General features: G+C 69.5%; 18 protein-coding genes and 1 tRNA gene. 8 read left to right on the top strand and 11 right to left on the bottom strand.

The features are described from left to right. Positions 1–62 precede the first annotated feature (62 nt). Positions 63–1025 (top strand): 4-(cytidine 5'-diphospho)-2-C-methyl-D-erythritol kinase, encoded by a 963-nt coding sequence (locus A5696_RS10545; protein WP_067877869.1) that lies wholly within the window; start codon positions 63–65, stop codon positions 1023–1025. A gap of 256 nt (positions 1026–1281) precedes the next feature. Further along, the gene (locus tag A5696_RS10540) at positions 1282–2916 is read left to right on the top strand and encodes a fatty acyl-AMP ligase (RefSeq protein ID WP_067877866.1); all 1635 of its coding nucleotides are present in this window, start codon (positions 1282–1284) and stop codon (positions 2914–2916) included. 104 nt (positions 2917–3020) lie between these two features. Here A5696_RS10540 and A5696_RS10535 read toward each other — a convergent pair whose 3' ends face one another. Beyond that, positions 3021–3620 (bottom strand): TetR/AcrR family transcriptional regulator, encoded by a 600-nt coding sequence (locus A5696_RS10535; protein ID WP_067877508.1) that lies wholly within the window; start codon positions 3618–3620, stop codon positions 3021–3023. Positions 3621–3737: 117 nt separating this feature from the next. Here A5696_RS10535 and A5696_RS10530 point away from each other — a divergent pair, with 117 nt between their 5' ends. After that, positions 3738–5303, top strand: a complete 1566-nt coding sequence (locus A5696_RS10530) for an NAD(P)/FAD-dependent oxidoreductase (protein ID WP_067877506.1) — start codon at positions 3738–3740, stop codon at positions 5301–5303. Between the two features lie 22 nt (positions 5304–5325). Here the strand turns inward: A5696_RS10530 and pth are convergent, their stop codons facing one another. The 4 genes from pth to A5696_RS27645 all read right to left on the bottom strand — a co-directional run bounded on the left by pth (position 5326) and on the right by A5696_RS27645 (position 7907). Beyond that, a complete protein-coding gene (gene pth, locus A5696_RS10525) occupies positions 5326–5901 on the bottom strand; it encodes an aminoacyl-tRNA hydrolase (protein ID WP_067877504.1) in 576 nt (191 codons plus the stop codon). 12 nt (positions 5902–5913) lie between these two features. Then, positions 5914–6576 carry a 50S ribosomal protein L25/general stress protein Ctc gene (locus A5696_RS10520; RefSeq protein ID WP_067877501.1) on the bottom strand — a complete coding sequence of 221 codons (663 nt, stop codon included), beginning with the start codon at positions 6574–6576 and terminating at the stop codon, positions 5914–5916. Between the two features lie 147 nt (positions 6577–6723). Then, positions 6724–7596, bottom strand: a complete 873-nt coding sequence (locus tag A5696_RS10515; RefSeq protein ID WP_067877498.1) for an oxidoreductase — start codon at positions 7594–7596, stop codon at positions 6724–6726. A gap of 155 nt (positions 7597–7751) precedes the next feature. Further along, a complete protein-coding gene (locus tag A5696_RS27645) occupies positions 7752–7907 on the bottom strand; it encodes a hypothetical protein (RefSeq protein ID WP_156738330.1) in 156 nt (51 codons plus the stop codon). Here A5696_RS27645 and A5696_RS10510 point away from each other — a divergent pair. Beyond that, complete coding sequence (locus A5696_RS10510) at positions 7894–11217, top strand: LuxR C-terminal-related transcriptional regulator (protein ID WP_067877863.1); 3324 nt, start codon at positions 7894–7896, stop codon at positions 11215–11217. The two genes, A5696_RS27645 and A5696_RS10510, sit on opposite strands and share 14 nt — an antisense overlap. Positions 11218–11277: 60 nt before the next feature. Here A5696_RS10510 and A5696_RS10505 read toward each other — a convergent pair whose 3' ends face one another. From A5696_RS10505 to A5696_RS10485, 5 genes are all read right to left on the bottom strand, one after another. Next, positions 11278–11928 carry an LpqN/LpqT family lipoprotein gene (locus tag A5696_RS10505; protein WP_067877495.1) on the bottom strand — a complete coding sequence of 217 codons (651 nt, stop codon included), beginning with the start codon at positions 11926–11928 and terminating at the stop codon, positions 11278–11280. Beyond that, positions 11925–12275 carry an arsenate reductase (glutaredoxin) gene (arsC, locus tag A5696_RS10500; RefSeq protein ID WP_067877492.1) on the bottom strand — a complete coding sequence of 117 codons (351 nt, stop codon included), beginning with the start codon at positions 12273–12275 and terminating at the stop codon, positions 11925–11927. Before arsC ends, A5696_RS10505 begins: the two co-directional genes overlap by 4 nt. Further along, on the bottom strand, positions 12276–13256 hold the full coding sequence (locus tag A5696_RS10495; RefSeq protein ID WP_067877489.1) for a ribose-phosphate diphosphokinase: 981 nt from the start codon (positions 13254–13256) through the stop codon (positions 12276–12278). A 97-nt stretch (positions 13257–13353) separates the two neighbouring features. Next, entirely contained in the window at positions 13354–14841 is a 1488-nt protein-coding gene (gene glmU / locus A5696_RS10490; protein WP_067877486.1) for a bifunctional UDP-N-acetylglucosamine diphosphorylase/glucosamine-1-phosphate N-acetyltransferase GlmU, read from the bottom strand. 107 nt (positions 14842–14948) lie between these two features. Next, positions 14949–15020, bottom strand: a tRNA-Gln gene (locus A5696_RS10485). 148 nt (positions 15021–15168) lie between these two features. Between A5696_RS10485 and A5696_RS10480 the strand changes: the two genes are divergently transcribed. Beyond that, positions 15169–15762 carry a TetR/AcrR family transcriptional regulator gene (locus A5696_RS10480; RefSeq protein WP_003877537.1) on the top strand — a complete coding sequence of 198 codons (594 nt, stop codon included), beginning with the start codon at positions 15169–15171 and terminating at the stop codon, positions 15760–15762. Here A5696_RS10480 and lysA read toward each other — a convergent pair whose 3' ends face one another. Next, the gene (gene lysA, locus A5696_RS10475; protein ID WP_067877481.1) at positions 15763–17103 is read right to left on the bottom strand and encodes a diaminopimelate decarboxylase; all 1341 of its coding nucleotides are present in this window, start codon (positions 17101–17103) and stop codon (positions 15763–15765) included. A gap of 107 nt (positions 17104–17210) precedes the next feature. Between lysA and mfd the strand changes: the two genes are divergently transcribed. The 3 genes from mfd (at position 17211) to A5696_RS10460 (ending at position 22947) form a co-directional block, all read left to right on the top strand. After that, positions 17211–20876: a transcription-repair coupling factor gene (gene mfd, locus A5696_RS10470; RefSeq protein ID WP_067877478.1), complete on the top strand. Its 3666-nt coding sequence runs from the start codon at positions 17211–17213 to the stop codon at positions 20874–20876. Further along, a complete protein-coding gene (locus tag A5696_RS10465) occupies positions 20873–21931 on the top strand; it encodes a nucleoside triphosphate pyrophosphohydrolase (protein WP_067877475.1) in 1059 nt (352 codons plus the stop codon). The genes mfd and A5696_RS10465 overlap by 4 nt, the downstream gene beginning before the upstream one ends. 290 nt (positions 21932–22221) lie before the next feature. Continuing rightward, positions 22222–22947: a lytic transglycosylase domain-containing protein gene (locus A5696_RS10460; protein ID WP_156738336.1), complete on the top strand. Its 726-nt coding sequence runs from the start codon at positions 22222–22224 to the stop codon at positions 22945–22947. The last annotated feature ends 6 nt before the right edge of the window (positions 22948–22953 follow it).

Genomic DNA, 22953 nt, shown 5'->3' with positions numbered 1-22953 from the left:
GCAGTTGCGTGTGGTTCGCCTGCCGCAGCGATAGTCTGCTGCCGTGGCTGACGGGGCTTATCGTGTCTGACGGCAACACCGCCGCGCAGTGGGTGCCTACAGGGTCCGTCACGGTGCGCGTGCCCGGGAAGGTCAACCTGTACCTGGCGGTGGACGATCGCCGCGAGGACGGCTACCACGAGCTGACGACGGTGTTCCAGGCCGTTTCGCTGCTCGACGAGGTGACCGTTCGCAACGCCGACGTGCTGACGCTCGAGCTCGTCGGGGAGGGCGCCGGGACGCTGCCCACCGACGAGCGCAACCTCGCCTGGCGGGCGGCCGAGCTCATGGCCGACCACGTCGGCCGGGCGCCCGACGTCTCGATCATGATCCACAAGTCCATTCCGGTGGCCGGCGGCATGGCGGGCGGCAGCGCCGACGCGGCGGCGGTGCTGGTCGCGATGAACTCGCTGTGGGAGCTCAACGTGCCGCGCCGCGACCTGCACATGCTCGCGGCACGGCTGGGCAGTGACGTGCCGTTCGCGCTGCACGGCGGCACCGCGCTGGGAACCGGGCGCGGCGAGGAGCTGGCCACCGTGCTGTCGCGCAACAGCTTCCACTGGGTGCTGGCGTTCGCGCATGGCGAGCTGCTCACCCCGGACGTCTTCGCCGAGCTGGACCGGCTGCGGGAGGCCCCCCGAAAGGGCAAGGTTCCGCCGCGGCTCGACGAGCCCGGCCCGGTGCTGGCGGCCCTGGCGGCCGGGGACCCGGAGCAGCTGGCCCCCCTGCTGGGCAACGAGATGCAGGCGGCCGCGGTGAGCCTGAACCCCGCCCTGCGCAACGCCCTGCGCGCCGGCGTCGAGGCCGGCGCCCTGGCCGGCATCGTGTCCGGCTCGGGGCCGACGTGCGCGTTCCTGTGCACGTCGGCGGCCGAGGCGGTCGACGTCGGGACCCGGCTGTCGGGCGAAGGCGTCTGCCGCACCGTCCGCGTCGCCAGCGGGCCGGTGCCGGGCGCCCGCGTGGTTCCGGCGTCGACCGGGGTGTGAGATCCCACTCACAGCGCGCCACGGTTTGGCAGTTACTTAAGAGGAGTTTAAGATAACTCGCGGTGACGAGCAGCGGTGAGCACGACCAATCCATTCCGTTGTCCGCCGGGCATCCCGGCGGACTCCTCGGCTCATCACCGGTTCGAGACCTAACCGCTGCGCAACTGTGCTCGCGCGCCTGCTACACAGCGGCGCCCAGCGGGCGGAACATGAGAATCCGGACCTTGCGGAGATTGCCGGAACCGAGGAGGTTTTTGTGAGCAGGTTTACCGACAAGATGTTCCGCAATGCGCGCACCGCGACGACGGGCATGGTCACCGGTGAACCGCACGCACCCGTCCGGCACACCTGGGGCGAGGTGCACGAGCGCGCCCGCCGCATCGCCGGCGGCCTGGCCGCCGCGGGCATCGGCCTCGGCGACGCCGTCGGCGTGCTCGCCGGCTTCCCGGTGGAGATCGCCCCGACGGCGCAGGGGCTGTGGATGCGCGGCGCCAGCCTGACCATGCTGCACCAGCCGACGCTGCGCACCGATCTCGCGGTGTGGGCCGAGGACACCATGACCGTCATCGGCATGATCGAGGCCAAGGCCGTCATCGTCTCCGAGCCCTTCCTGGTCGCCATCCCGGTGCTCGAGGAGAAGGGCATCAAGGTCCTGACGGTCGCCGAGCTGCTGGCGTCGGAGCCGATCGACCCGGTCGAGGTGGGCGAGGACGACCTTGCGCTGATGCAGCTGACGTCCGGTTCGACCGGTTCGCCCAAGGCCGTCCAGATCACCCACCGCAACATCTACTCCAACGCCGAGGCGATGTTCATCGGCGCGCAGTACGACGTCGACAAGGACGTCATGGTGAGCTGGCTGCCCTGCTTCCACGACATGGGCATGGTCGGCTTCCTGACCATCCCGATGTACTTCGGCGCGGAGCTGGTCAAGGTCACCCCGATGGACTTCCTGCGAGACACGCTGCTGTGGGCCAAGCTCATCGACAAGTACAAGGGCACCATGACCGCGGCGCCCAACTTCGCCTACGCGCTGCTGGCCAAGCGGCTGCGCCGCAACGCCAAGCCGGGCGACTTCGACCTGTCGACCCTGCGGTTCGCGCTGTCCGGCGCGGAGCCCGTCGAACCCGCCGACGTCGAGGACCTGCTCGACGCGGGCAAGCCGTTCGGCCTGCGGCCCTCGGCGATCCTGCCGGCCTACGGCATGGCCGAGACGACGCTGGCCGTGTCGTTCTCGGAGTGCAACGCCGGCCTGGTCGTCGACGAGGTCGACGCCGACCTGTTGGCGGCCCTGCGCCGGGCCGTGCCCGCCACCAAGGGCAACACGCGGCGGCTGGCCACGCTGGGTCCGCTGCTGAAGGACCTCGAGGCGCGCATCATCGACGAGAACGGCAACGTGATGCCCGCGCGCGGCGTCGGCGTCATCGAGCTGCGCGGCGAGTCGCTGACGCCCGGCTACCTCACCATGGGCGGCTTCATCCCGGCCCAGGACGAGCACGGCTGGTACGACACCGGCGACCTCGGCTACCTCACCGAACAGGGCCACGTCGTGGTCTGCGGCCGCGTCAAGGACGTCATCATCATGGCCGGCCGCAACATCTACCCGACCGACATCGAGCGGGCCGCCGGCCGCGTCGAGGGGGTCCGGCCGGGCTGCGCGGTCGCGGTGCGCCTGGATGCCGGCCACTCTCGCGAGACGTTCGCCGTCGCGGTCGAGTCCAACGCCTGGCAGGACCCGGCCGAGGTGCGCCGCATCGAGCACCAGGTCGCCCACGAGGTGGTGGCCGAGGTCGACGTGCGGCCGCGCAACGTCGTGGTGCTCGGGCCCGGCACCATCCCGAAGACGCCGTCGGGCAAGCTGCGCCGCTCCACGTCGGTCAGCCTGGTCAGCTAGCTTTCGTCGGCCGCGCCGCCCCGCGGCGAGCGTGCGCACATTGCCATGGTTTGCGGCGTGTCGTCGTACCGACACGCACGCTCGCCATAGCGGAGGACTCCGCGTCACGCCAGCGGGGCCAGCCCCGACCGCACGAGGTCCAGGCACTCGGCGGTGATCGCCGCCAAACTTCCGGTGCAGCCGTCTCGCCCCCAACTCTCCACCGCGACGACCAGCGCCGCGGCCAGCGTGGCGCCCGCGACCTTGGCGATCAGATCGATGTTCGCCATGTCGGGGTGGCGCTGGGTGACGAAGTCGGTGAACACCGCGGCGAACGACGACTGAACCACGCGCAGATGCCCGGCGATCTGCTCGCCGGTGATCAGTTCGGCACGGGCCAGCGCGGCCTGCCGGACCACTTCGACGTCGTGGGGGAAGCTTTCGACGCTGGCAAACACCGCCTCGAACAGCGACTCGGAGCGCGGACGCCGCGCGAGCGCGTCGGCCAGCCATTCCACCTGGGTGTCGTAGTCCTGGAACAGCACGGCTTCCTTGGAGGGAAAGTGCCGGAAGAAGGTGCGCTCGGTGACTCCGGCTTCCCGCGCGAGCTCCTGCACCGTGACGTTGCCGAACCCCTCGCTGGCGAACCTCTTCAAGGCCACCTGCCGCAGCGCCTCGTGGGTCCTGCTGTGGCGCAGCTTGTGCAGATTCGTCCGCTCGCTCATACCTCGCATCCCATCACACGGGACGAACTGTCAGTCCCGACGCCTTTTCAATTGAGTCAGTACTGACATATATTGAGGACCGCCGGTGACGGGTGCCTCGTAGAAGGAGCATCAGCGATGACGGATTATGACGCGATCGTGGTCGGGGCCGGCCACAACGGGTTGACCGCGGCGGCGGTTCTGCAGCGCGCCGGCATGCGCACGCTGTGCCTGGAGGCCAACACCTACAGCGGCGGAATGGCGGCCACGGTCGAGTTGATCGACGGATTCCGTTACGAGATAGCCGGCTCGGTGCAATTCCCCACCGCCCCCGCGATCACCAAAGAGCTCGGGCTGGACACGCTGCCCACCGTCGACGCCGAAGTCCAGTCGGTCAATCTCGGCGACAACGGCGAAGAACCCATGATCTTTTACCGCGATCCGATGAAGCTGATGACCCACCTCGCCGAGAAACTCGGGACCGACGCCGTCACGGGCATGGCCGAGATGATCGGCTGGAGCCAGGGGCCGGCGAAAGCGCTGGGCCGCTTCGAGGTGCGCACGCCGCCCAAGACGATCGACGAGATGTACGCCTGCGCCGCAAACGAATTCGAGCGCAGGGCCATCCACGAGGTGCTGTTCGGGACGGCGATGGACGCCATCGACCGCTTCCTGCCCGACAAGGACAAGCATGCGGTGCTGCGCGGGATGCTCGCCTTCCTCGCCATCAACTCCACGTACCGCGGGCCCTACACCCCCGGCAGCGCAACATGTTTGGCGTTCGCGCTCGCCGTCCCGAACGAGGGCGCGGCCATGATGACGAAGCTCGAGGGCGGGATCGGCGCACTGGGCCAGCACCTGCACGACCTGTTCGTCGCACACGGGGGCGAGATCAGGTATCGCGCCAAGGTCGAGAAGATACTCGTCGACGACTTTTCCGTGACCGGCGTGCGACTGAAGGACGGCTCCCAGATCAGCGCGCCCATCGTCGTGTCGAACCTGTCGCCCGACTTGACCCTGATCGACCTGGTCGGCGCCGAGCATCTGCCCGCCGACCTGGTCACCCGGCTCAGCGGGCGCGACCACCGGGCGTCGTTCGTTCAAATCCACTTCGCGCTCGACGGCTTGCCGGAATTCGCCCCGCCCTACGACTTTCTCAACGAACCCGGGATGCAGTCGTCCATCGGCATCTTCGGCTCGCCGGAAGAACAGCAGCGCCAATGGGAGGAGTGCAGGAGGGGGATCATCCCCGACAACCCGTCGATGGGCATGCAGATACCGTCCGTCCACGATCCCGGCATGGCGCCCCCGGGCAAGCACGCGGCGAGCGCGTTCGCCTACGCGTTCCCGGTGGAAACGAGCCGCGACCTGCACGGTCAACTGAAGAACGTGATGGCGGAGAAGGTCATCGACAAGATCACCCGCTACGCACCCAACTTCCGCGACATCCAGATCCGGCACATCACGTTCGCGCCCTATCACATGCAGACGATGTTCGCCGCGCCCTCCGGCGACTTCTGCCACGGCCTCCTGCATCCGGACCTGATGGGGCCCAACCGGCCCGGGCCCAAGGGCTTCCTCGACATGCCCATCGGCATCGACGGGCTGTACCTGGGTGGCGCGGGATGCCATGGGGGCCCGGGGATCACGTTCACCCCCGGCTACAACGCGGCCCACCAGGCGCTGGAGGACATCTCGCGGTGACCGCGCAGAAACCGGCGCTCGCCTACCAGGCGTGGACGCGGTTCTGCGCCGGCTCCAGGCCCAGTTCGATGAGCAACTCGGTGGCGTCGGCGGCCTGTTCGCAGATCGTCGGGACCTCGGCGCGCTCGGCGGCGGTGAAGTTCTCCAGCACGAAGGCCGCCGGGTCCTTGCGACCGGGCGGCCGGCCTATCCCGATGCGCACACGCTGAAAGTCCTTGCTGCCCAACGCCGCCGCCACCGAGCGCAGCCCGTTGTGGCCGCCTTCACCGCCGCCGATCTTGAGCCGGATGTTGCCGAACTCCAGGTCAAGGTCGTCGTGGATGACGATGATGTCAGCCGGGGCAACCGAGTAGAACTTCGCCAGCGGCCCCACCTGGCGGCCGGACTCGTTCATGAAACACCGCGGCTTCGCCAGCAACACCGCGCGCCCGGCCAGCCGGCCGCTGACAACCTCCGCGCCGGATTTCTTGTGCGGCTTGAACTTCGCGCCCAGCCGCGCCGCGAGCAGGTCGGCGACCATGAACCCGAGGTTGTGCCGGGTGCGGGCGTAGTTGTCTCCGGGATTGCCCAGGCCGACCACCAGAAGCGGTTCGGCCACGTCGCGAACCGCCTACTCGGACTCGTCGCCGGAGGCCTCGGCCTCGCCGCCCTCTTCGGCCGCGGGGGCCGCTGCTTCGCCCTCGGCGGCCTCGCCGGCACCCTCTTCCGCGAGGTCCGCGGCCGTCGGCGCGTTCACCACGTTGACCACCAGCAGGTCGGGGTCGGACACCAGGCTGACGCCCTTCGGCAGCGTGATCTGCCCGGCGGTGAACTGGGTGCCCGGAGGCGCGTCTTCGACGGACACGGTCAGCTGCTCGGGAATCGACATGGCCTCGGCCTCGATCTCGATGGTGTTGGTCTCCTGGGTGACCAGGGTGTCGGGACCGGCCTCGCCCTCGACGACGACGTTGACCTCCACGTGGACCTTCTCACCGCGGCGCACGACCACCAGGTCGGCGTGCTGAATGGTGCGGCGGATCGGGTGGATGTCGAGCGCCTTGGTCAGCGCCAGCTGTTCCTTGCCGGCGATGTCGAGTGTCAGCACCGCGTTGGTGCCCGAGTGCCGCAGCACCGCCGCGTAGTCGTGGCCGGGCAGTTCCAGGTGCTGGGGCTCGGCGCCGTGACCGTACAGGACTGCGGGAATCTTGCCGTCGCGCCGGGCCCGGCGGGACGCGCCCTTGCCGGTCTCGGTACGCACCGTCACCGCGAGTTGGTTGACTGCTGACTTGGCCATCGTGTCGCTCCTGTGTGCTTCTCGTTCGGGGCACGGCCAGGTCGCGACTCAAGAGTCGGTCTCCGTCGATAACGGTGTGCTAGCACCCTCGCCGTGACGCCCGGCCAGGGTAGCGCATCGGTACGGCAGAGCGGAAATTGAACTCGGCTACAACGGAAATTTGGTGCCCGTGAGCTGCTCGGACAGCTCCCACAGCTTGGTCGCGGTGGCGGCGTCTCGCGCCCGACGGCTGCGCGCGACCGGTTGGGTCCGGCCGAGGTAGCCGAAGCGGGGTCCGACGAACGTGTCGCCCGGCAGGTCCTGCGAGGCCGCGTACAGGGTCTGCCGGGCGCCGTAGTCGGCGTCGGTGGCCACCACCCGGGTGGCGGCCGACATCAGCGCGTCGCCCAACCTGCGGCCCGAGGCGCCCTGCAGGTTGGTGTGCGAGTAGCCGGGGTGGGCGGCCAGCGCCCGCAACGGCGACCCCGCCGCATCGAGTCGCCGCTGCAACTCGCTGGTGAACAGCAGGTTGGCCAGCTTCGACTGGCTGTAGGCCAGCCAGGGGGAGTAGCGCCGGTTCTTCCAGCTCAGGTCGTCGAAGTCGATGCGGCCCGGCCAGTGCGCCATGGACGACACCGTGACGACGCGATCGGTGAGCCTGGGCAGCAGCAGGTTGGTCAGGGCGAAGTGACCGAGATGGTTGGTGCCGATCTGGCTCTCGAAGCCGTCGGCGGTCAGCGCGTACGGCGCGGCCATGATGCCGGCGTTGTTGATCAGCACGTCGACGTCGGAGTCCACCCCGTCGGCGAACTCGCGCACCGACGACAGGTCCTGCAGGTCGAGCCGGCGCACCTCGATGTCCCCGCTCATCTGCCGCGCGGCGGCGTCGCCCTTGCCCGTGTCGCGGACGGCCATGACGACCTTGGCGCCCCTGGCCGCCAGCTCGCGGGCCGTCACCGCGCCCAGCCCGCTGTTGGCGCCGGTGATGATCACGGTGCGCCCGGCGAACGACGGCAAATCCGCGGCGGTCCAGTCAGTCATGCCTGCCAACAGTAGTGACGTCAAATCGCAGCGGCACGGTGGTGGGCCAGGTGATGACGTCCATCCCCGGCCACGGACCGGGGCCGGCCAGGCGCGCGTTGGGCATTCGGCGGGTGATCCCCGGGTTCGGGCTTCGCTTGCATCGATAGTGGTCATCAACCGACCATCCGGCGCCCTGCGGGCAAGACCATCCGCCGCAGCGCATAAATCCGCGCGCGGTGGACCGCGCAGACCACGCGCGCCCCGCCGGAGGGGATCTGCGCGTTATGGCCGATGTTTTGCCGCATGTCGGCGCCGATGCTGGCTACCATGAGCCAACATGCGGAGATGCCGCAGCTGACCTGGAGCGATTTGGGCGTGGGCGAGTTGCTGCCGACGGGCACGGTGACGTTGCTGCTGGGCGACGTCGAGGGCTCGACGCGGTTGTGGGAGACCGAGCCGGAGCAGATGGCGGCCGCGCTGACCCAGCTGAACCGGACGGTCGACGAGGCCGTCGCCGCTCACGACGGGGTCCGCCCCGTCGAGCAGGGCGAGGGCGACAGCTTCGTCGCCGCGTTCGCGCGCGCCTCCGATGCGGTGGCCTGCGCGCTGGCGTTGCAACGGGCGCCGCTGGCCCCGATCCGGCTGCGCATCGGAATCCACACCGGCGAGATCCAACTGCGCGACGACGCTAACTACGCGGGCCCGACGATCAACCGCACGGCGCGGCTGCGTGATCTGGCGCATGGCGGTCAGACGGTACTGTCGGGGGCGACCGAACCGATGATCCTGGATCGCTTGCCCGACGGGGTGTGGCTGGCCGATCTGGGCAGCCACGCGTTGCGGGATCTGCCTCGGCCGGAGCGCGTCGTGCAGCTGTGCCACCCCGATCTGCGCAACGACTTCCCGCCACTTCGCGTGCGCCGGGCAGTCGTGTCGCACAACTTGCCGGCCCAGTTGACCAGCTTCGTCGGGCGCCGGGCTCAAATGGCCGAACTGCGAGATGCCGTCACTGCAAACCGGCTCCTCACGCTGACCGGCGCGGGAGGTGCCGGCAAAACTCGACTCGCCGTCGAAGTCGCCTCGCGGCTCGCGGACGAGTTCGCCGACGGAGTGTGGTACGTCGATCTGGCACCGGTCACCATCCCGGGGATGGCGCCGGTGACCGTGGCGCGCACGCTGGGTCTGCCGGATCAGCCGGGCCGCTCGACGATGGACCTGCTCACGCGGTTCTTCGGCGACAAGGCGGTATTGCTGCTCCTGGACAATTGCGAGCATCTGCTCGACGCGTGCGGGAGCCTGGTTGTCGAATTGCTTGCGGCCTCACCGCACCTCACGATCCTGACCACCAGCCGCGAACCACTCGGCGTGCCGGGTGAGTTGAGCTGGCGGGTGCCGTCGCTGTCACTCGAGGACGAGGCGATCGAGTTATTCACCGACCGCGCCCGACGTGTCCGCCCGGAATTCGTTGTGACCGAGTCGAACAGAGCGCTGGTCGAAGAGATCTGCCGACGGCTCGATGGCATGCCGTTGGCACTCGAGCTCGCCGCGGCACGGGTCCGGGCGCTGTCGTTGCGCCAGATCGTGGACAGCCTGCACGACCGGTTCCGGCTGCTCACCGGCGGCGCGCGCACGGCCGTGCGGCGGCAGCAGACGCTGCGGGCGTCGGTGGATTGGTCGCACGCGCTGCTCACCGAGCCGGAGCGAATCCTGTTCCGCCGGTTGGCGGTTTTCGCCGGCGGATTTGACCTGGAGGCCGCCCAGTCCGTCGCCGCCGGCACTGCGGCCGAAAGCTATCAGTTGCTCGACCAACTGGGCCTGCTGGTCGACAAGTCGCTGGTGGTGGCCTTTGAGCCTGGCACCGGCACCGGGATGAGATACGGGCTGCTGGAGACCGTGCGCCAGTACGCTCAGGAAAAGCTCGGCGAGTCCGGCGAGGCTGACGAGGTGCGCACCCGCCACCGCGACCACTACTCGGCCACGGCCGCCGACCTGGAAGCGCGCGGCCACAGCCACGACGACGAGCTGCTGGAGTGGGCGCAAACCGAAATCGACAATCTGAGGGCCGCATTCGCGTGGAGCCGCGAACATTCGGAGTTCGCGACGGCCCTGCAGCTCGTCGAATCGCTGCGCCCGTTATGGTTGCGAGCCGGCCGTGTCAAAGAGGCGCTGATTGGTCTGGACGCCCTTTTGGCTGACGAGAGCCAGACACAGGTGTCGCCCGAAGTCTGGGTTGGCATGGTGACCCAGCGAGCGATTCTCGCGGCGTGGGCGGGCGTACCGACGGACTTGGATCAGGCACGGCAGGCGCTGGCGATGGCCCGTCGACTCGACGACCCCGCGCTCGTCACTCGGGCGCTCATCGCATGCGGCCGACACGCATACCAAGACGCCGAGGCCGCGCGAGCCTACTTCGGCGAGGCAAATGACCTGGCCCGGGCCAACTCCGATAGATGGAGCCAGTGCCAGATCTTCGGCTACGAGGCGGCCGCGGCGTCCGTCGCCGGTGAGCCCGTCGCGGCGTGTGCCGCCGCCGAACGGGGACGCGACCTTGCTGACGCTTTAGGTGATCGATTCTTCTCGCGGCACTGCCGAGCTTGGTTGTCGATGGGGTTGGGGATGCGCGGAGATATGGCGGGCGGCATGGAAGTCAGCACTGCGCTGGCCGACGAGGCCGAGGCGGCCGGCGACCTCACGATGAAGGTTTACGGTCATGTCTGTGTCGGCATAATCAATGCGTTTCGGGGTGATGCGGCCGCGGCCTATGAGGCGGCCCAATCGGCCCTGGACGCCGCGGAGGCGATCGGCGGATTGCTGGAAGACACGGTTTACGCCGTTTTCGCGGAAGCCGCTCTGACCGACGGCGACGCTGTTGCCGCAGCGCGGGCGGTCCAGAACGCGTGGAAGCACACCAATCCCCAGCGCGAGTCCTTCACCGCACTCGTCACCCCGATGGCCGAGGTCGCACTCGCGTGTGGTGATCTGGCGCCGGCGCGCCGTTGGGCCGACGACGGCGTCGCCGCTGCATCGGGCTGGTATCGGCTGAAGGCACTGACGCTGCGCGCTTATATCGCCATCGCGCAGGGCAATCCCGAACAGGCCGAGCGCGACGCCCACGACGCCCTCGCCTTGGTCGTCCGCACCGGCGCCTACCTTCGGGTGGCCGATACCCTGGAATGCCTCGCCCGCCTGGCTGCCGGCAGCGGCAACCACCCGTATGCGGCGCGCCTGTTCGGTGCCGCGGCGGCGATCCGGGAGCGCCTGGGGCAGGCCCGCCGGCCGATGTATCAAGCCGGCTACGATTCCGCGGTCAATGCCGTTCGGGACTCGTTGGGGCAGAAAGACTTCGACGCCGCCTGGGCCGAAGGTGCCGCACTGTCCACCGAGGAGGCGATCGCCTACGCACAGCGCGGCCGCGGCGAACGCAAGCGTCCCCCCAGCGGCTGGGGATCGCTGACCCCCATGGAAAACGATGTGGTGGCTCTGGTGCGGGAAGGGCTGGGCAACAAGGAGATCGGCGCACGGCTGTTTGTCTCCCCGCGCACGGTGCAGAGCCACCTCACCCACGTCTACGCCAAGCTCGGCTTGACCTCGCGTGTTCAGCTCGTCCAGTTGTCGCTCGAAGGCGGACACAAGACATAGTGCCCTCCGCCCAGTGACTTCTGTGACGAAAGTGACTGGGCTGGCCGCAGCGCGCGCGAATCACTTTGCCGCGACGACGAATCCGTGGATGATCGACTCGATGTCGGGCGCCTGCGCGGCCGCCTGGTCGGCGCGGCCGGTGATGGTCAGCTGGACCAGGTAGCGCTGGTTCGCGGGCGGCGATCCGGTGGGCAGGACGATCCGGTTCCAGCTGTGCAGCCGCGTGCCGTCGAGGTCGTAGCTGCCCTGGATCATCGACGAGGGAAAGCCGTTGTAATTCGCCGTCGAGGCGTCCAGCTGCTTGAAGTCCTCGAACAGTTGGGCGTCGTCGTTGCCGTGCTTGATCACCTGGGCCGGGTCGAAATCCCCTCCCGTCAATTTGAAGACCACCAGCCGGGCTGTCGGATACTTGCCGCCCTTGGAGATGATCACCGTCTCCTTGGCGATGTTCGGGCTGGTAAACGGCGACCAGCCCGGTGGTGTCGGTATCGACACGGTCAGATCCGGCAGCGAGCCCGGCGCGACCTGTTGGCCGTTGACGCCGATGTTCTGCAGGTACTGCGACAGCGGAACGGGCTTGCCCGTCGTCGTGGTGGTAGTGCCGGCGGTCGAACTCGTGGTCCAAACCGACTGGTAGTCAGGCGCTTTCGGTGGTGAACAGGCGCACAGCAGCACTGCCGCCACCGCCAGGGCGCCGGGCAGCGCCTTCACAGAATCTCGCGCACCGCGTCGATCGGCCGCGCCAGCCGGGTGCCCTTCGGTGTGACGACAAACGGCCGCTCGATCAGGATCGGATGCTCGGCCATCGCGTCGAGCAGTTGATCGTCGGTCGCATCGGCGAGACCGAGCTCGGCGTAGAGCGGTTCGCGCTTGCGCACGGCGGCGCGTACGTCGATGCCGGCGTCGCGGATCATGCGAAGGAGGTCGGCCCGCGACGGCGGTGTCTTCAGGTACTGGACGACGGTCGGCTCAACGCCGTTGTCCCGCAACAAATCCAGCGTCTTGCGTGAGGTGCTGCATTTAGGGTTGTGGTAGATGACGGTGTCGCGCGAACCCATCTACGCGTCCCCGTCGAAAAGCCCTGTCACGGAGCCGTTTTCGAACACGGCGCGGATGGTGCTGGCCAGCAGCGGCGCAATGGACAAGACAGTGAGCTGCGGGAAACGCTTCTCCTCGCCGATCGGGAGCGTGTTGGTGACGATGACCTCACGCGCGCCGCACGCCGCCAGCCGCTCGGCGGCCGGGTCGGAGAGCACGCCGTGGGTGGCCGCGATCACCACGTCGCTGGCGCCGTCTTCGCGCAACAGGTTGACCGCGCCGGCGATGGTGCCGCCGGTGTCGATCATGTCGTCGATCAGGACGCAGGTGCGGCCTTCGACTTCGCCGACGACGCGGTTGGAGACGACCTGGTTGGGCACCCGCGGGTCGCGGGTCTTGTGGATGAAGGCCAGCGGAACCCCGCCCAGCGCGTCGGCCCATTTCTCGGCGATGCGCACCCGGCCGGAGTCGGGGGAGACCACCACCATGTTGCCGTCGGGGTAGTTGTCCTTGATGTAGCCGGTCAGCAGGTTCTGACCGCGCATGTGGTCGACGGGCCCGTCGAAGAAACCCTGGATCTGGTCGGTGTGCAGGTCGACCGTCACGATCCGGTCGGCGCCCGCCGTCTTCAGCAGGTCGGCGACCAGCCGCGCCGAGATGGGCTCGCGGCCGCGGTGCTTCTTGTCCTGGCGCGCGTAGGGGTAGAACGGCATGACCGCCGTGATCCTCTTCGCGCTGCCCCGCTTGAGCGCGTCGATCATGATCAGCTGTTCCATCAGCCAGTTGTTGACCGGCGCGGGATTGGATTGCAGGACAAAGGCGTCGCAGCCGCGCACCGATTCGTGGAACCGAACGAAGATCTCGCCGTTGGCGAATTCCCGGGCCGTCTGGGCGGTGACGTGGACGTCGAGTTCCTTGGCGACCTGTTCGGCCAGCTCGGGATGCGCGCGGCCGGAAAAAAGCATCAGATTTTTTCGATTATCGGTCCAGTCGTGGCTCAACGCACTGCCCTGCCTCGGGATCGAAATGGAAGCCCCATCGTACGTAGCGAATCGTACGGAACTGTGGCCGGGTTGCCAGGGACCAAACTCACGGTGTCTATTCGGGCTCTGAATTCTCGGAATCTTCCTCGGCGGCCTCGGCGGCCTCGGCGGCCGCTTTCTCCGCCGCTTGGGCCGCCGCGCTGCCCGGCCGCTTGCGCTGCACCCAGCCCTCGATGTTGCGTTGCGGCCCCGCCGACACCGCCAGCGCCCCGGGCGGGACGTCCTCGCGCACGACGGTGCCGGCGCCCGTGTAGGCCCCGTCGCCGACGGTCACCGGCGCGACGAACATGGTGTCCGACCCGGTGCGCACGTGTGAGCCGATCGTGGTGCGCCGCTTGGTTTCGCCGTCGTAGTTGACGAACACGCTGGACGCGCCGATGTTGCTGTGCTCGCCGATGTCGGCGTCGCCGACGTAGGTCAGGTGCGGCACCTTGGTGCCCGTCCCGATGTTGGAGTTCTTGGCCTCGACGAACGCGCCGAGCTTGCCGTCGGAGCCCAGCGCCGTCCCTGGCCGCAGGTAGGTATACGGGCCGACGGCGGCGCCGTCCCCGATCGACGAGGACGCGCCGTGCGTGCGCACCACCGACGCGCCGTCGCCGACGGTGACGTCGGTCAGCGTGGTGTCGGGGCCGACGACGCAGCGGCCCCCGACACGCGTGCGCCCGAGCAGCTGGGTGCCGGGATGGATCACGGTGTCGCGGCCGATCGTGACGTCGACATCGATCCAGGTGGTGGCCGGATCGACGATGGTCACGCCGGACAGCTGGTGGGCGGCGACGATGCGACGGTTCAGCTCGGCGCCCAACTCGGCCAGCTGCACCCGGTTGTTGACGCCGGCCACCAGCGCGCTGTCGGCGACGTGCAGGGCGTGCACGATCCGGCCGTCGCCGCGGAGGATGGCTACGACGTCGGTCAGGTAGAGCTCCTGCTGGGCGTTGTTGGCGCTCAGCCGGCTCAGCGCCGAGCGCAGCGGCTCGATGTCGAAGGCGTAGACGCCCGCGTTGACCTCGTGGATCTCGCGTTGCGAGGGCGTCGCGTCGGCGTGCTCGACGATCGCCGTGACCTCGTCGTCCTGGGTGCGCAGGATGCGGCCGTAGCCGGACGGATCGCTCAGCGTCGTGGTGAGCACCGTCGCGGCGGCCGCGCCCGCGCCGTGGGTGGCGATCAGGCCGGCCAGCGTGTCGGCGTCGAGCAGCGGCGTGTCGCCCGAGGTGACGACTACGACTCCGGCGTAATCGTCGGGCAGGGCGGACAGGCCGCACAGCACCGCGTGGCCAGTGCCCAGCGGCCGGTCCTGCAGCGCCACGTCGATCGTGCGTCCCAGGTGGTCGGCCAGCCCGGTGACGAGCGGCTCGATGCGTTGGTGCTCGTGTCCGAGGACCACCACCAGATGCCGGGGGGCCACCTTGGCGACGGCGTGCAGCGAATGCGACAGCATGCTGCGGCCGGCGATCGTGTGCAGCACCTTCGGGGTGTCCGACCGCATTCGGGTGCCGGGTCCGGCCGCGAGAACCAGGACCGCGGTATCACCACGAAGCGACATGCAACTCTCCTCAACCGTCGGCGCGAGTGCGCGTGTTCGTACGCCGACACGCCGTCAAGCGTGGCATTTCAGGCACGCTCGAGGCAAAGAACCTGGCCTTCGTGGGGCTCCGTCGCCAGGACTCGAACCTGAACTCTCAGAACCAAAATCTGATGTGCTGCCGATTACACCACGACGGATTGCTCACTCACAGGGCGCAGGCGCCACCATGAGACTCTAGACGGGGCGGTTCCGGTGCGCCGAACCGATACGCTGATTGACGTGGCCGTTCTCGACGCCTCCACGCAGAAGGAGCCCGACAAAGAAGCCCGGGCCCCGCGCGCCCGGATGACCGGAAGCGAGCGGCGCCAGCAGCTCATCGGCATCGCCCGCTCGCTGTTCGCCGAGCGTGGCTACGAGGGCACCTCGATCGAAGAGATCGCGCTGCGGGCCAACGTGTCCAAACCCGTCGTGTACGAACACTTCGGCGGCAAGGAGGGCCTGTACGCCGTCGTCGTCGACCGGGAGATGTCGGCGTTGCTGGACGGCATCACGTCGTCGCTGACCAACAACCGGTCCCGGGTGCGGGTCGAGCGCGTCGCGCTGGCCCTGCTCACCTATGTCGAGGAGCGCACCGACGGGTTCCGGATCATGATTCGCGACTCGCCGGCGGCGATCAGCTCGGGCACCTACTCCAGCCTGCTCAACGACGCGGTGAGCCAGGTCAGCTCCATCCTGGCCGGCGACTTCGCCCGCCGGGGCCTGGATCCGGACCTGGCGCCGCTCTACGCGCAGGCGCTGGTGGGCTCGGTGTCGATGACGGCGCAGTGGTGGCTCGACACGCGTGAGCCCAAGAAGGAAGTGGTCGCCGCGCACCTGGTCAACCTGATGTGGAACGGCCTGACCCATCTGGAGGCCGACCCGCGGCTGCAGGACGAGTAGCTAACCGCAGTCGCGCGACAACATATCGGCGATCGTTTCGCGGCGGATCAGGGCGCGGGCCCGGCCGTCCTTCACCGCCACCACGGCCGGCCGCCCGACCATGTTGTAGTTCGACGCCATGCTGTGGTGATAGGCGCCGGTGCAGGCGACGGCCAACACGTCACCGGGGCGAAGGTCGGCGGGCAGCTCGATATCGCGGGCGATCTCGTCGCCCGCCTCGCAGTGCCGGCCGACCACCGAGACGCGCTGCTTGATTCCCGTCGGGTGCCTGTTCGCCAGCGTGACGGTGTATTGCGCGCCGTATAAGGACACGCGCGGGTTGTCGCTCATTCCGCCGTCGACGGCGACGAAGGTGCGGCCGCCGGGCCGCGTCTTCACCGAGCACACCCGATACAGCGTCACACCCGCCCGGCCGCTGATGGCGCGTCCGGGTTCCACGACGATGGTCGGCCGCGGGAAATGCTCTGCGGCGCACGCCTCGTCCAGGGCGTCCTCGATGACGCGGGCCAGCTCGTCGACGTCGAGCTCCCGATCGCCGAGGAGATAGGGGATCGCGTGGCCGCCGCCGATGTTGAGTTCGGTCAGGATGACGCCGTGGCGGGCCCGGATGTCGGCCATGGCGGCGATCATCCGGCGGATCGCCACGCCGTAGAGGGCCGGGTCGGCGACCTGCGAGCCGATATGGCAGTGCAATCCCACCAGGTCGAGAATCGGGTGCGCCAGCACCCGGCGCACCGCGTCGGCCGCGTGGCCACCGGCGAGGCTGAAGCCGAATTTCTGGTCGCTGATGCCGGTGGTGACCGCGCGGTGCCCGTGAATGTCGATATCGGGGGTAACCCGGATCAGCACCGGCTGGCGGCGGGCCGCCACGCCCGCGAGGTAGGCGATCTCGATGAACGAATCGAGCACGATGCGCCCGATGCCCGCGACCGCCGCGTCGCGCAGCTCATCGGGCGATTTCGCGTTGCCGTGCATGACAATCCGCGTCGGGGCCACCCCGCCGGCCAGGGCGATGGCCAGTTCGCCGCTCGAGCAGACGTCGATGCCGAGGCCCTCCTCACGCGCCCACCGCGCCACCGCGGTGGTCAGCAGCGACTTCCCGGCGTACACCACCCCGACACCGCGCAGCGCCTTGCGGTAGCGACGGGCGCGACCGCGGAAGTCGGCCTCGTCGACGACGTAGGCCGGGGTGCCGAACTCGTCGGCGACATCGACCAGCGGCACGCCACCCACGCAGAGCCGCCCCGCCTCGTCGGCGCGGGTGGTGACCGGCCAGATCGTGGAATCCAGCCGGCGGGATGCCACCCGACCGAGGGACGGCACGATGTCAAGCAGCGTCATGACTTCACAGTGCGTCCCGCCGGTGCTGAGAGCCGCTTTTCTTACGGTCCCTTGACGGCGCCGGGGCCGATCTTGACGGAGTTTGGCGCCCCTAGAATGGATTCATCATGACCGCACCGGGGGCTGCCCGCCCAGAAACCCCGATCGCGGGGCTCGTGGATCTGGCGCTGACCGCGCCGACCTTCCGGCAATTGATCGACACCGCGGGCACCCGACCCGCCGAATTGAGCCTGGTCGGACCGGCCAGCGCCCGGGTGCTCGTCGCCGGCGCGCTGGCGCGGGTCGGACCGTTGCTGGTGGTCACCGCGACCGGGCGCGAGGCCGACGACCTGACCGCCGAGCTGCGCGGAGCGTTCGGGGGCGCGGTGGCGGCCTTCCCGTCCTGGGAAACCCTGCCGCACGAACGGCTTTCACCCGGCGTCGACACCGTCGGCAACCGCATGCTGGTGCTGCGCCGGCTGGCCCATCCCGACGACGCGCTGCTGGGCCCGCCGCTGCAAGTGGTGGTCACGGCGGTGCGTTCGCTGTTGCAACCGATGACGCCGCGGCTGGGCGACGTGGAGCCGGTCACCCTGAGCGTCGGCCGGGAGATCGCCTTCGAGGACGTCATCGCCCGGCTGGTCGAGCTGGCCTACACCCGGGTGGACATGGTCGGCCGGCGCGGTGAGTTCGCCGTGCGCGGCGGGATCCTCGACGTCTTCCCGCCGACCGCCGAACACCCGGTGCGCGTCGAGTTCTGGGGCGACGAGGTCAACGAGATGCGGATGTTCGCCGTCGCCGACCAGCGCTCCATTCCGGAGCTCGAGGTCGACACGGTGATCGCGGTGGCCTGCCGCGAACTGCTGCTCACCGACGACGTGCGCGAGCGGGCCGCCGCGCTGGCCGCCCGGCACTCCGGACCCGAGCCCGCCATCACCGGCAGCGTGTCCGACATGCTGGCCAAGCTGGGCGAGGGCATCGCGGTCGACGGCATGGAGGCGCTGCTGCCCGTGCTGCGGCCCGGCGAACACGTCCTGCTCACCGATCAGCTGGCCGCCGGCACGCCCGTGTTGCTGTGTGACCCGGAGAAGGTGCGCACCCGGGCCGCCGACCTGATCAAGACGGGCAGCGAGTTCCTCGAGGCTTCGTGGTCCGTCGCGGCGCTCGGCACGGATGCGCCCGTCGACGTCGCGCAGTTCGGCGGATCGGGGTTCGCCGAACTCGACGACCTGCGCGCCGCCGCCGCCAAGTCCGGTCACCCGTGGTGGACCCTGAGCCAGCTCTCCGACGAGTCGGCGACCGAGCTCGATGTGCGGCCGTCGCCGTCGGCCCGCGGGCATCAGCACGACATCGACGGGATCTTCGCGATGCTGCGCGCGCACGTCAGCACCGGCGGGTACGCCGCCGTCGTCGCGCCGGGCACCGGGACCGCCCACCGCGTGGTCGAGCGGCTCGCCGAGTCCGACACCCCCGCCGGCATGCTGGACTGCGGCGCGGCACCGAAGGCCGGCGTCGTCGGTGTCCTCAAGGGCCCGCTGCACGACGGGGTCATCGTCGAGGGCGCCAACCTCGTCGTCATCACCGAGGCCGACCTCACCGGCAGCCGGGTCACCGCCGTCGAGGGCAAGCGGCTGGCGGCCAAGCGGCGCAACACCGTCGACCCGTTGGCGTTGACGGCGGGCGACCTCGTCGTCCACGACCAGCACGGCATCGGCCGATTCGTCGAGATGGTCGAGCGCACCGTCGGCGGGGCGCGGCGCGAATACCTGGTGCTGGAGTACGCCTCGTCAAAAGGCAGGGGTGGCGGCGCTAAAAACACAGACAAGCTCTACGTCCCGATGGACTCGCTGGACCAGCTGTCCCGCTACGTCGGCGGTCAGGCGCCGGCGCTGAGCCGGCTCGGTGGCAGCGACTGGGCCAACACCAAGACCAAGGCGCGCCGCGCGGTGCGCGAGATCGCCGGCGAGCTGGTGTCGCTGTACGCCAAACGGCAGGCCAGCCCCGGGCACGCGTTCGGGCCGGACACCCCGTGGCAGGCCGAGATGGAGGACGCGTTCGGCTTTACCGAGACCGTCGACCAGCTCACGGCGATCCAAGAGGTCAAGGCCGACATGGAAAAGCCGATCCCGATGGACCGGGTGATCTGCGGCGACGTCGGCTACGGCAAGACCGAGATCGCGGTGCGGGCGGCGTTCAAGGCGGTCCAGGACGGCAAGCAGGTCGCCGTGCTGGTGCCCACCACGCTGCTGGCCGACCAGCACCTGCAGACGTTCAGCGAGCGGATGGCCGACTTCCCGATCACCGTCAAGGGACTGTCCCGGTTCACCGACTCCGCGGAGTCGCGAGCCGTGATCGACGGCATGGCCGACGGGTCGGTCGACATCGTGATCGGCACCCACCGGCTGCTGCAGACCGGGGTGCGCTGGAAGGATCTGGGCCTGGTCGTCGTCGACGAGGAGCAGCGGTTCGGCGTCGAGCACAAGGAGCACATCAAGTCGCTGCGCACCCACGTCGACGTGCTGACCATGAGCGCCACCCCGATCCCGCGCACCTTGGAGATGAGCCTGGCGGGGATCCGCGAGATGTCGACCATCCTGACGCCGCCCGAGGAACGGTACCCGGTGCTGACCTACGTCGGCCCGCAAGACGACAAGCAGGTCGCGGCCGCTCTTCGGCGCGAGCTGCTGCGCGACGGCCAGGCGTTCTACGTGCACAACCGGGTCAGTTCCATCGACCGGGCCGCGGCCCGGGTCCGCGAGCTGGTGCCCGAGGCGCGCGTCGTCGTCGCGCACGGGCAGATGCCCGAGGAGCGCCTGGAGCGCACCGTACAGGGGTTCTGGAACCGCGAATACGACATCCTGGTCTGCACCACGATCGTGGAGACCGGGCTGGACATCTCCAACGCCAACACCCTGATCGTCGAGCGCGCCGACACCTTCGGCCTGTCCCAGCTGCACCAGCTGCGCGGCCGGGTCGGCCGCAGCCGCGAGCGCGGCTACGCCTACTTCCTCTACCCGCCGCACGCGCCGCTGACCGAGACGGCCTACGACCGGCTGGCGACCATCGCCCAGAACAACGAGCTGGGCGCGGGCATGGCGGTCGCGCTCAAGGACCTCGAGATCCGCGGCGCGGGCAACGTCTTGGGCGTCGAGCAGTCCGGGCACGTCGCCGGGGTCGGCTTCGACCTGTACGTGCGGCTGGTGGGCGAGGCCGTCGAGGCCTATCGCGCCGCCGCCGACGGCCAGACGGTCACCACGCCCGAGGAGCCCAAGGACGTGCGGATCGACCTGCCGGTCGACGCGCATCTGCCGCCGGACTACATCGCCAGCGACCGGCTGCGGCTGGAGGCCTACCGGCGCCTGGCCGCCGCCGGTGACGACGCTGCCGTCGGCGCCGTCGTTGAAGAGCTCGTCGACCGCTACGGCGCACTGCCCGAGCCCGCCGAGCGGCTGGTCGCCGTGGCCAGGTTGCGGCTGCTGTGCCGGGCCGCCGGCATCACCGAGGTGTCGGCCCCGTCGGCGACGACCGTGCGGCTGTCGCCGGTCACGCTGCCGGATTCGGCCCAGGTGCGGCTCAAGCGGATGTACCCCGCGGCGCACTATCGCGCCACGACGTCCACGGTCCAGGTGCCCATTCCGCGGGCCGGCGGGGTCGGCGCGCCGCGCCTGCGCGACGTCGAGCTGCTGCAGATGGTGGCCGACCTTGTCACGGCACTGCAGGGAAAACCACAGATAGAGGTTGGTATAACGGGGTCACAGCCGGCACCGATGTCCGGGGAGGAGCGGCGCGCATGATCGTCGTCTTGTTCGACCCCCGCCGCCCGTCGCTGGTGCCCGTCGAGGCCATCGAGCACCTCGCCGGCGAGGTGCAGTACACCGAGGAGATGCCGGTCGCGGTGCCCTGGTCGCTGCCCGCCGCGCGGCCGGTGCACTCCGGCGACCCCGACGCCCCGGCGCCGGTGCTGTTGTCCTCCGATCCGGACCACCCCGCAGTCGCCGCCCGGCTGGCGGCCGGGGCCCGGTTGATCTCGGCGCCCGACCGGCCGCGCGGCGAGCGACTGGTCGACGCCGTGGCGCTGATGGACAAGCTGCGCACCGCGGGGCCGTGGGAAAGCGAACAGACCCACGACTCGTTGCGCAGGTTCCTGCTCGAGGAGACCTACGAGCTGCTGGACGCCGTGCGCAGCGGCGACGCCGACCAGCTGCGCGAGGAACTGGGCGACGTGCTGCTGCAGGTCCTCTTCCACGCCCGCATCGCCGAGGACGCGCCGCAGTCCGCGTTCACCATCGACGACGTCGCGGCCACGTTGATGCGCAAGCTGGGCAATCGCGTACCCGGAGTCCTTGCCGGCCAATCGATTTCGCTTGAAGAGCAGCTGGCGCAGTGGGAGGAGGCCAAGGCCTCAGAAAGGGCGGCAAAGGCGCGAAACTCGGTGATGGACGACGTGCACACCGGCCAACCGGCACTGGCTTTGGCGCAGAAGGTGATTCAGCGCGCCGAGAAGGCGGGGCTGCCCGCCGACCTCATCCCCGTCGAGATGACCGCTATATCCGTATCCGCCGACGTCGACGCGGAAAGCGCGCTTCGCGCGGCGGTTTTGGAGTTCGTGGACACCGTCCGCGCCGTGGAGACGGCGATCGCGGCGACGCGCCGCGGCGACGACGTTCCCGTGGAGCTCGATGTGGCCCAGCTGGGCGAAATCGCCGAGGAGGAGTGGCGCGCGCACTGGCCTTCCGGCGAATCGACCGCCGAAGACGCGGCCGGGGAGCCGATGCCCGCGGAACAGCCGGGCGATGCCGGCGCCAAAGCGCCCGGCGGGGGCTCCAAGAAGCGCCGGGGCCGCAAATGACAGTTGCGCTACGGGGTCGGGCCGAGGCACCGGACAGCGATGCGCGCGTAATTTGCCGCTCTTCTCGTCGCTTACGGGTAATGTCGCGCATGAGGTGCGAATCCGGTCCGCGGCCATTGTTCGGAGTTTGCTAGCCACAGTTGCCGGCAGCTAACCGCCGAGAAGGTGCAATCGGGCGCGGTGACGGCGCGCTCGGAGCCGGAATCGACCGGGTAGCCCCGAATCCCGTGGGACGATGGTTCTGGCCGGAGTTCGTGTCGGGGAGTAGCAGGGGAGCGTAGCAGGGCATGGTGTCGCCGAGGCGATGGTTGCGGGCGGCCGCCGTGATCGGCGCGACCGCCATGCTTCTCGCGTCCAGCTGCACCTGGCAGCTCAGCCTGTTCATCCCCGAAGGCGTGCCACCGCCGGTCGGGGATCCGGTGCCGCCGGTGGACACGCACGTCAGCGGTCGGCCCGCGGATCAATTGCGCCAATGGGCCGAGCAGCGGTCGGCGGCATTGGAGATTCCGGTGATCGCGCTGGAGGCCTACGCGTACGCCGCCCGGGTCGCCGAGGTGGAAAACCCGAAGTGCCACATCGCGTGGACCACGCTGGCGGGCATCGGGCAGGTCGAAAGCCACCACGGCACGTACCGGGGCGCCACCCTGTCTCCTAACGGGGATGTGAGCCCGCCCATCCGCGGTGTGCGGCTGGACGGCAGCGGGGGCACCCTGCGCATCGTCGACACCGAGGAAGCCGACGGCGAGGCCGGCGTGGTGCGCGCGATGGGGCCGATGCAGTTCATTCCGGAGACCTGGCGGCTCTACGGGGTCGACGCTCACAACGACGGCCGCGTCAGCCCGGACAACATCGACGATGCGGCGCTGGCGGCGGCGGGCTACCTGTGTTGGCGCGGCAAGGACCTCGGGACCCCACGCGGGTGGATCACCGCGCTGCGGGCCTACAACAACTCCGGCGTCTACGCGCGGGCGGTGCGGGACTGGGCGACCGCCTACGCGGCGGGTCACCCGCTGTAGCAGGAT

This window comes from Mycobacterium sp. E2699 (assembly GCF_001666745.1).
In the GTDB taxonomy this organism is placed as follows: Bacteria; Actinomycetota; Actinomycetes; order Mycobacteriales; family Mycobacteriaceae; genus Mycobacterium.
This window is presented reverse-complemented; position numbering and strand designations above follow the sequence as displayed.

What these genes read in the sequence shown, in the direction of transcription:
- A5696_RS27645 (WP_156738330.1), bottom strand. Translation starts at nt 7,907, where the DNA reads ATGGTAGCCAGCATCGGCGCCGACATGCGGCAAAACATCGGCCATAAC.
- A5696_RS10465 (WP_067877475.1), top strand. Translation starts at nt 20,873, where the DNA reads ATGATCGTCGTCTTGTTCGACCCCCGCCGCCCGTCGCTGGTGCCCGTC.
- lysA (WP_067877481.1), bottom strand. Translation starts at nt 17,103, where the DNA reads ATGACGCTGCTTGACATCGTGCCGTCCCTCGGTCGGGTGGCATCCCGC.
- glmU (WP_067877486.1), bottom strand. Translation starts at nt 14,841, where the DNA reads ATGTCGCTTCGTGGTGATACCGCGGTCCTGGTTCTCGCGGCCGGACCC.
- A5696_RS10510 (WP_067877863.1), top strand. Translation starts at nt 7,894, where the DNA reads ATGCTGGCTACCATGAGCCAACATGCGGAGATGCCGCAGCTGACCTGG.
- arsC (WP_067877492.1), bottom strand. Translation starts at nt 12,275, where the DNA reads ATGGGTTCGCGCGACACCGTCATCTACCACAACCCTAAATGCAGCACC.
- A5696_RS10520 (WP_067877501.1), bottom strand. Translation starts at nt 6,576, where the DNA reads ATGGCCAAGTCAGCAGTCAACCAACTCGCGGTGACGGTGCGTACCGAG.
- A5696_RS10480 (WP_003877537.1), top strand. Translation starts at nt 15,169, where the DNA reads ATGACCGGAAGCGAGCGGCGCCAGCAGCTCATCGGCATCGCCCGCTCG.
- A5696_RS10530 (WP_067877506.1), top strand. Translation starts at nt 3,738, where the DNA reads ATGACGGATTATGACGCGATCGTGGTCGGGGCCGGCCACAACGGGTTG.
- A5696_RS10515 (WP_067877498.1), bottom strand. Translation starts at nt 7,596, where the DNA reads ATGACTGACTGGACCGCCGCGGATTTGCCGTCGTTCGCCGGGCGCACC.
- mfd (WP_067877478.1), top strand. Translation starts at nt 17,211, where the DNA reads ATGACCGCACCGGGGGCTGCCCGCCCAGAAACCCCGATCGCGGGGCTC.
- A5696_RS10535 (WP_067877508.1), bottom strand. Translation starts at nt 3,620, where the DNA reads ATGAGCGAGCGGACGAATCTGCACAAGCTGCGCCACAGCAGGACCCAC.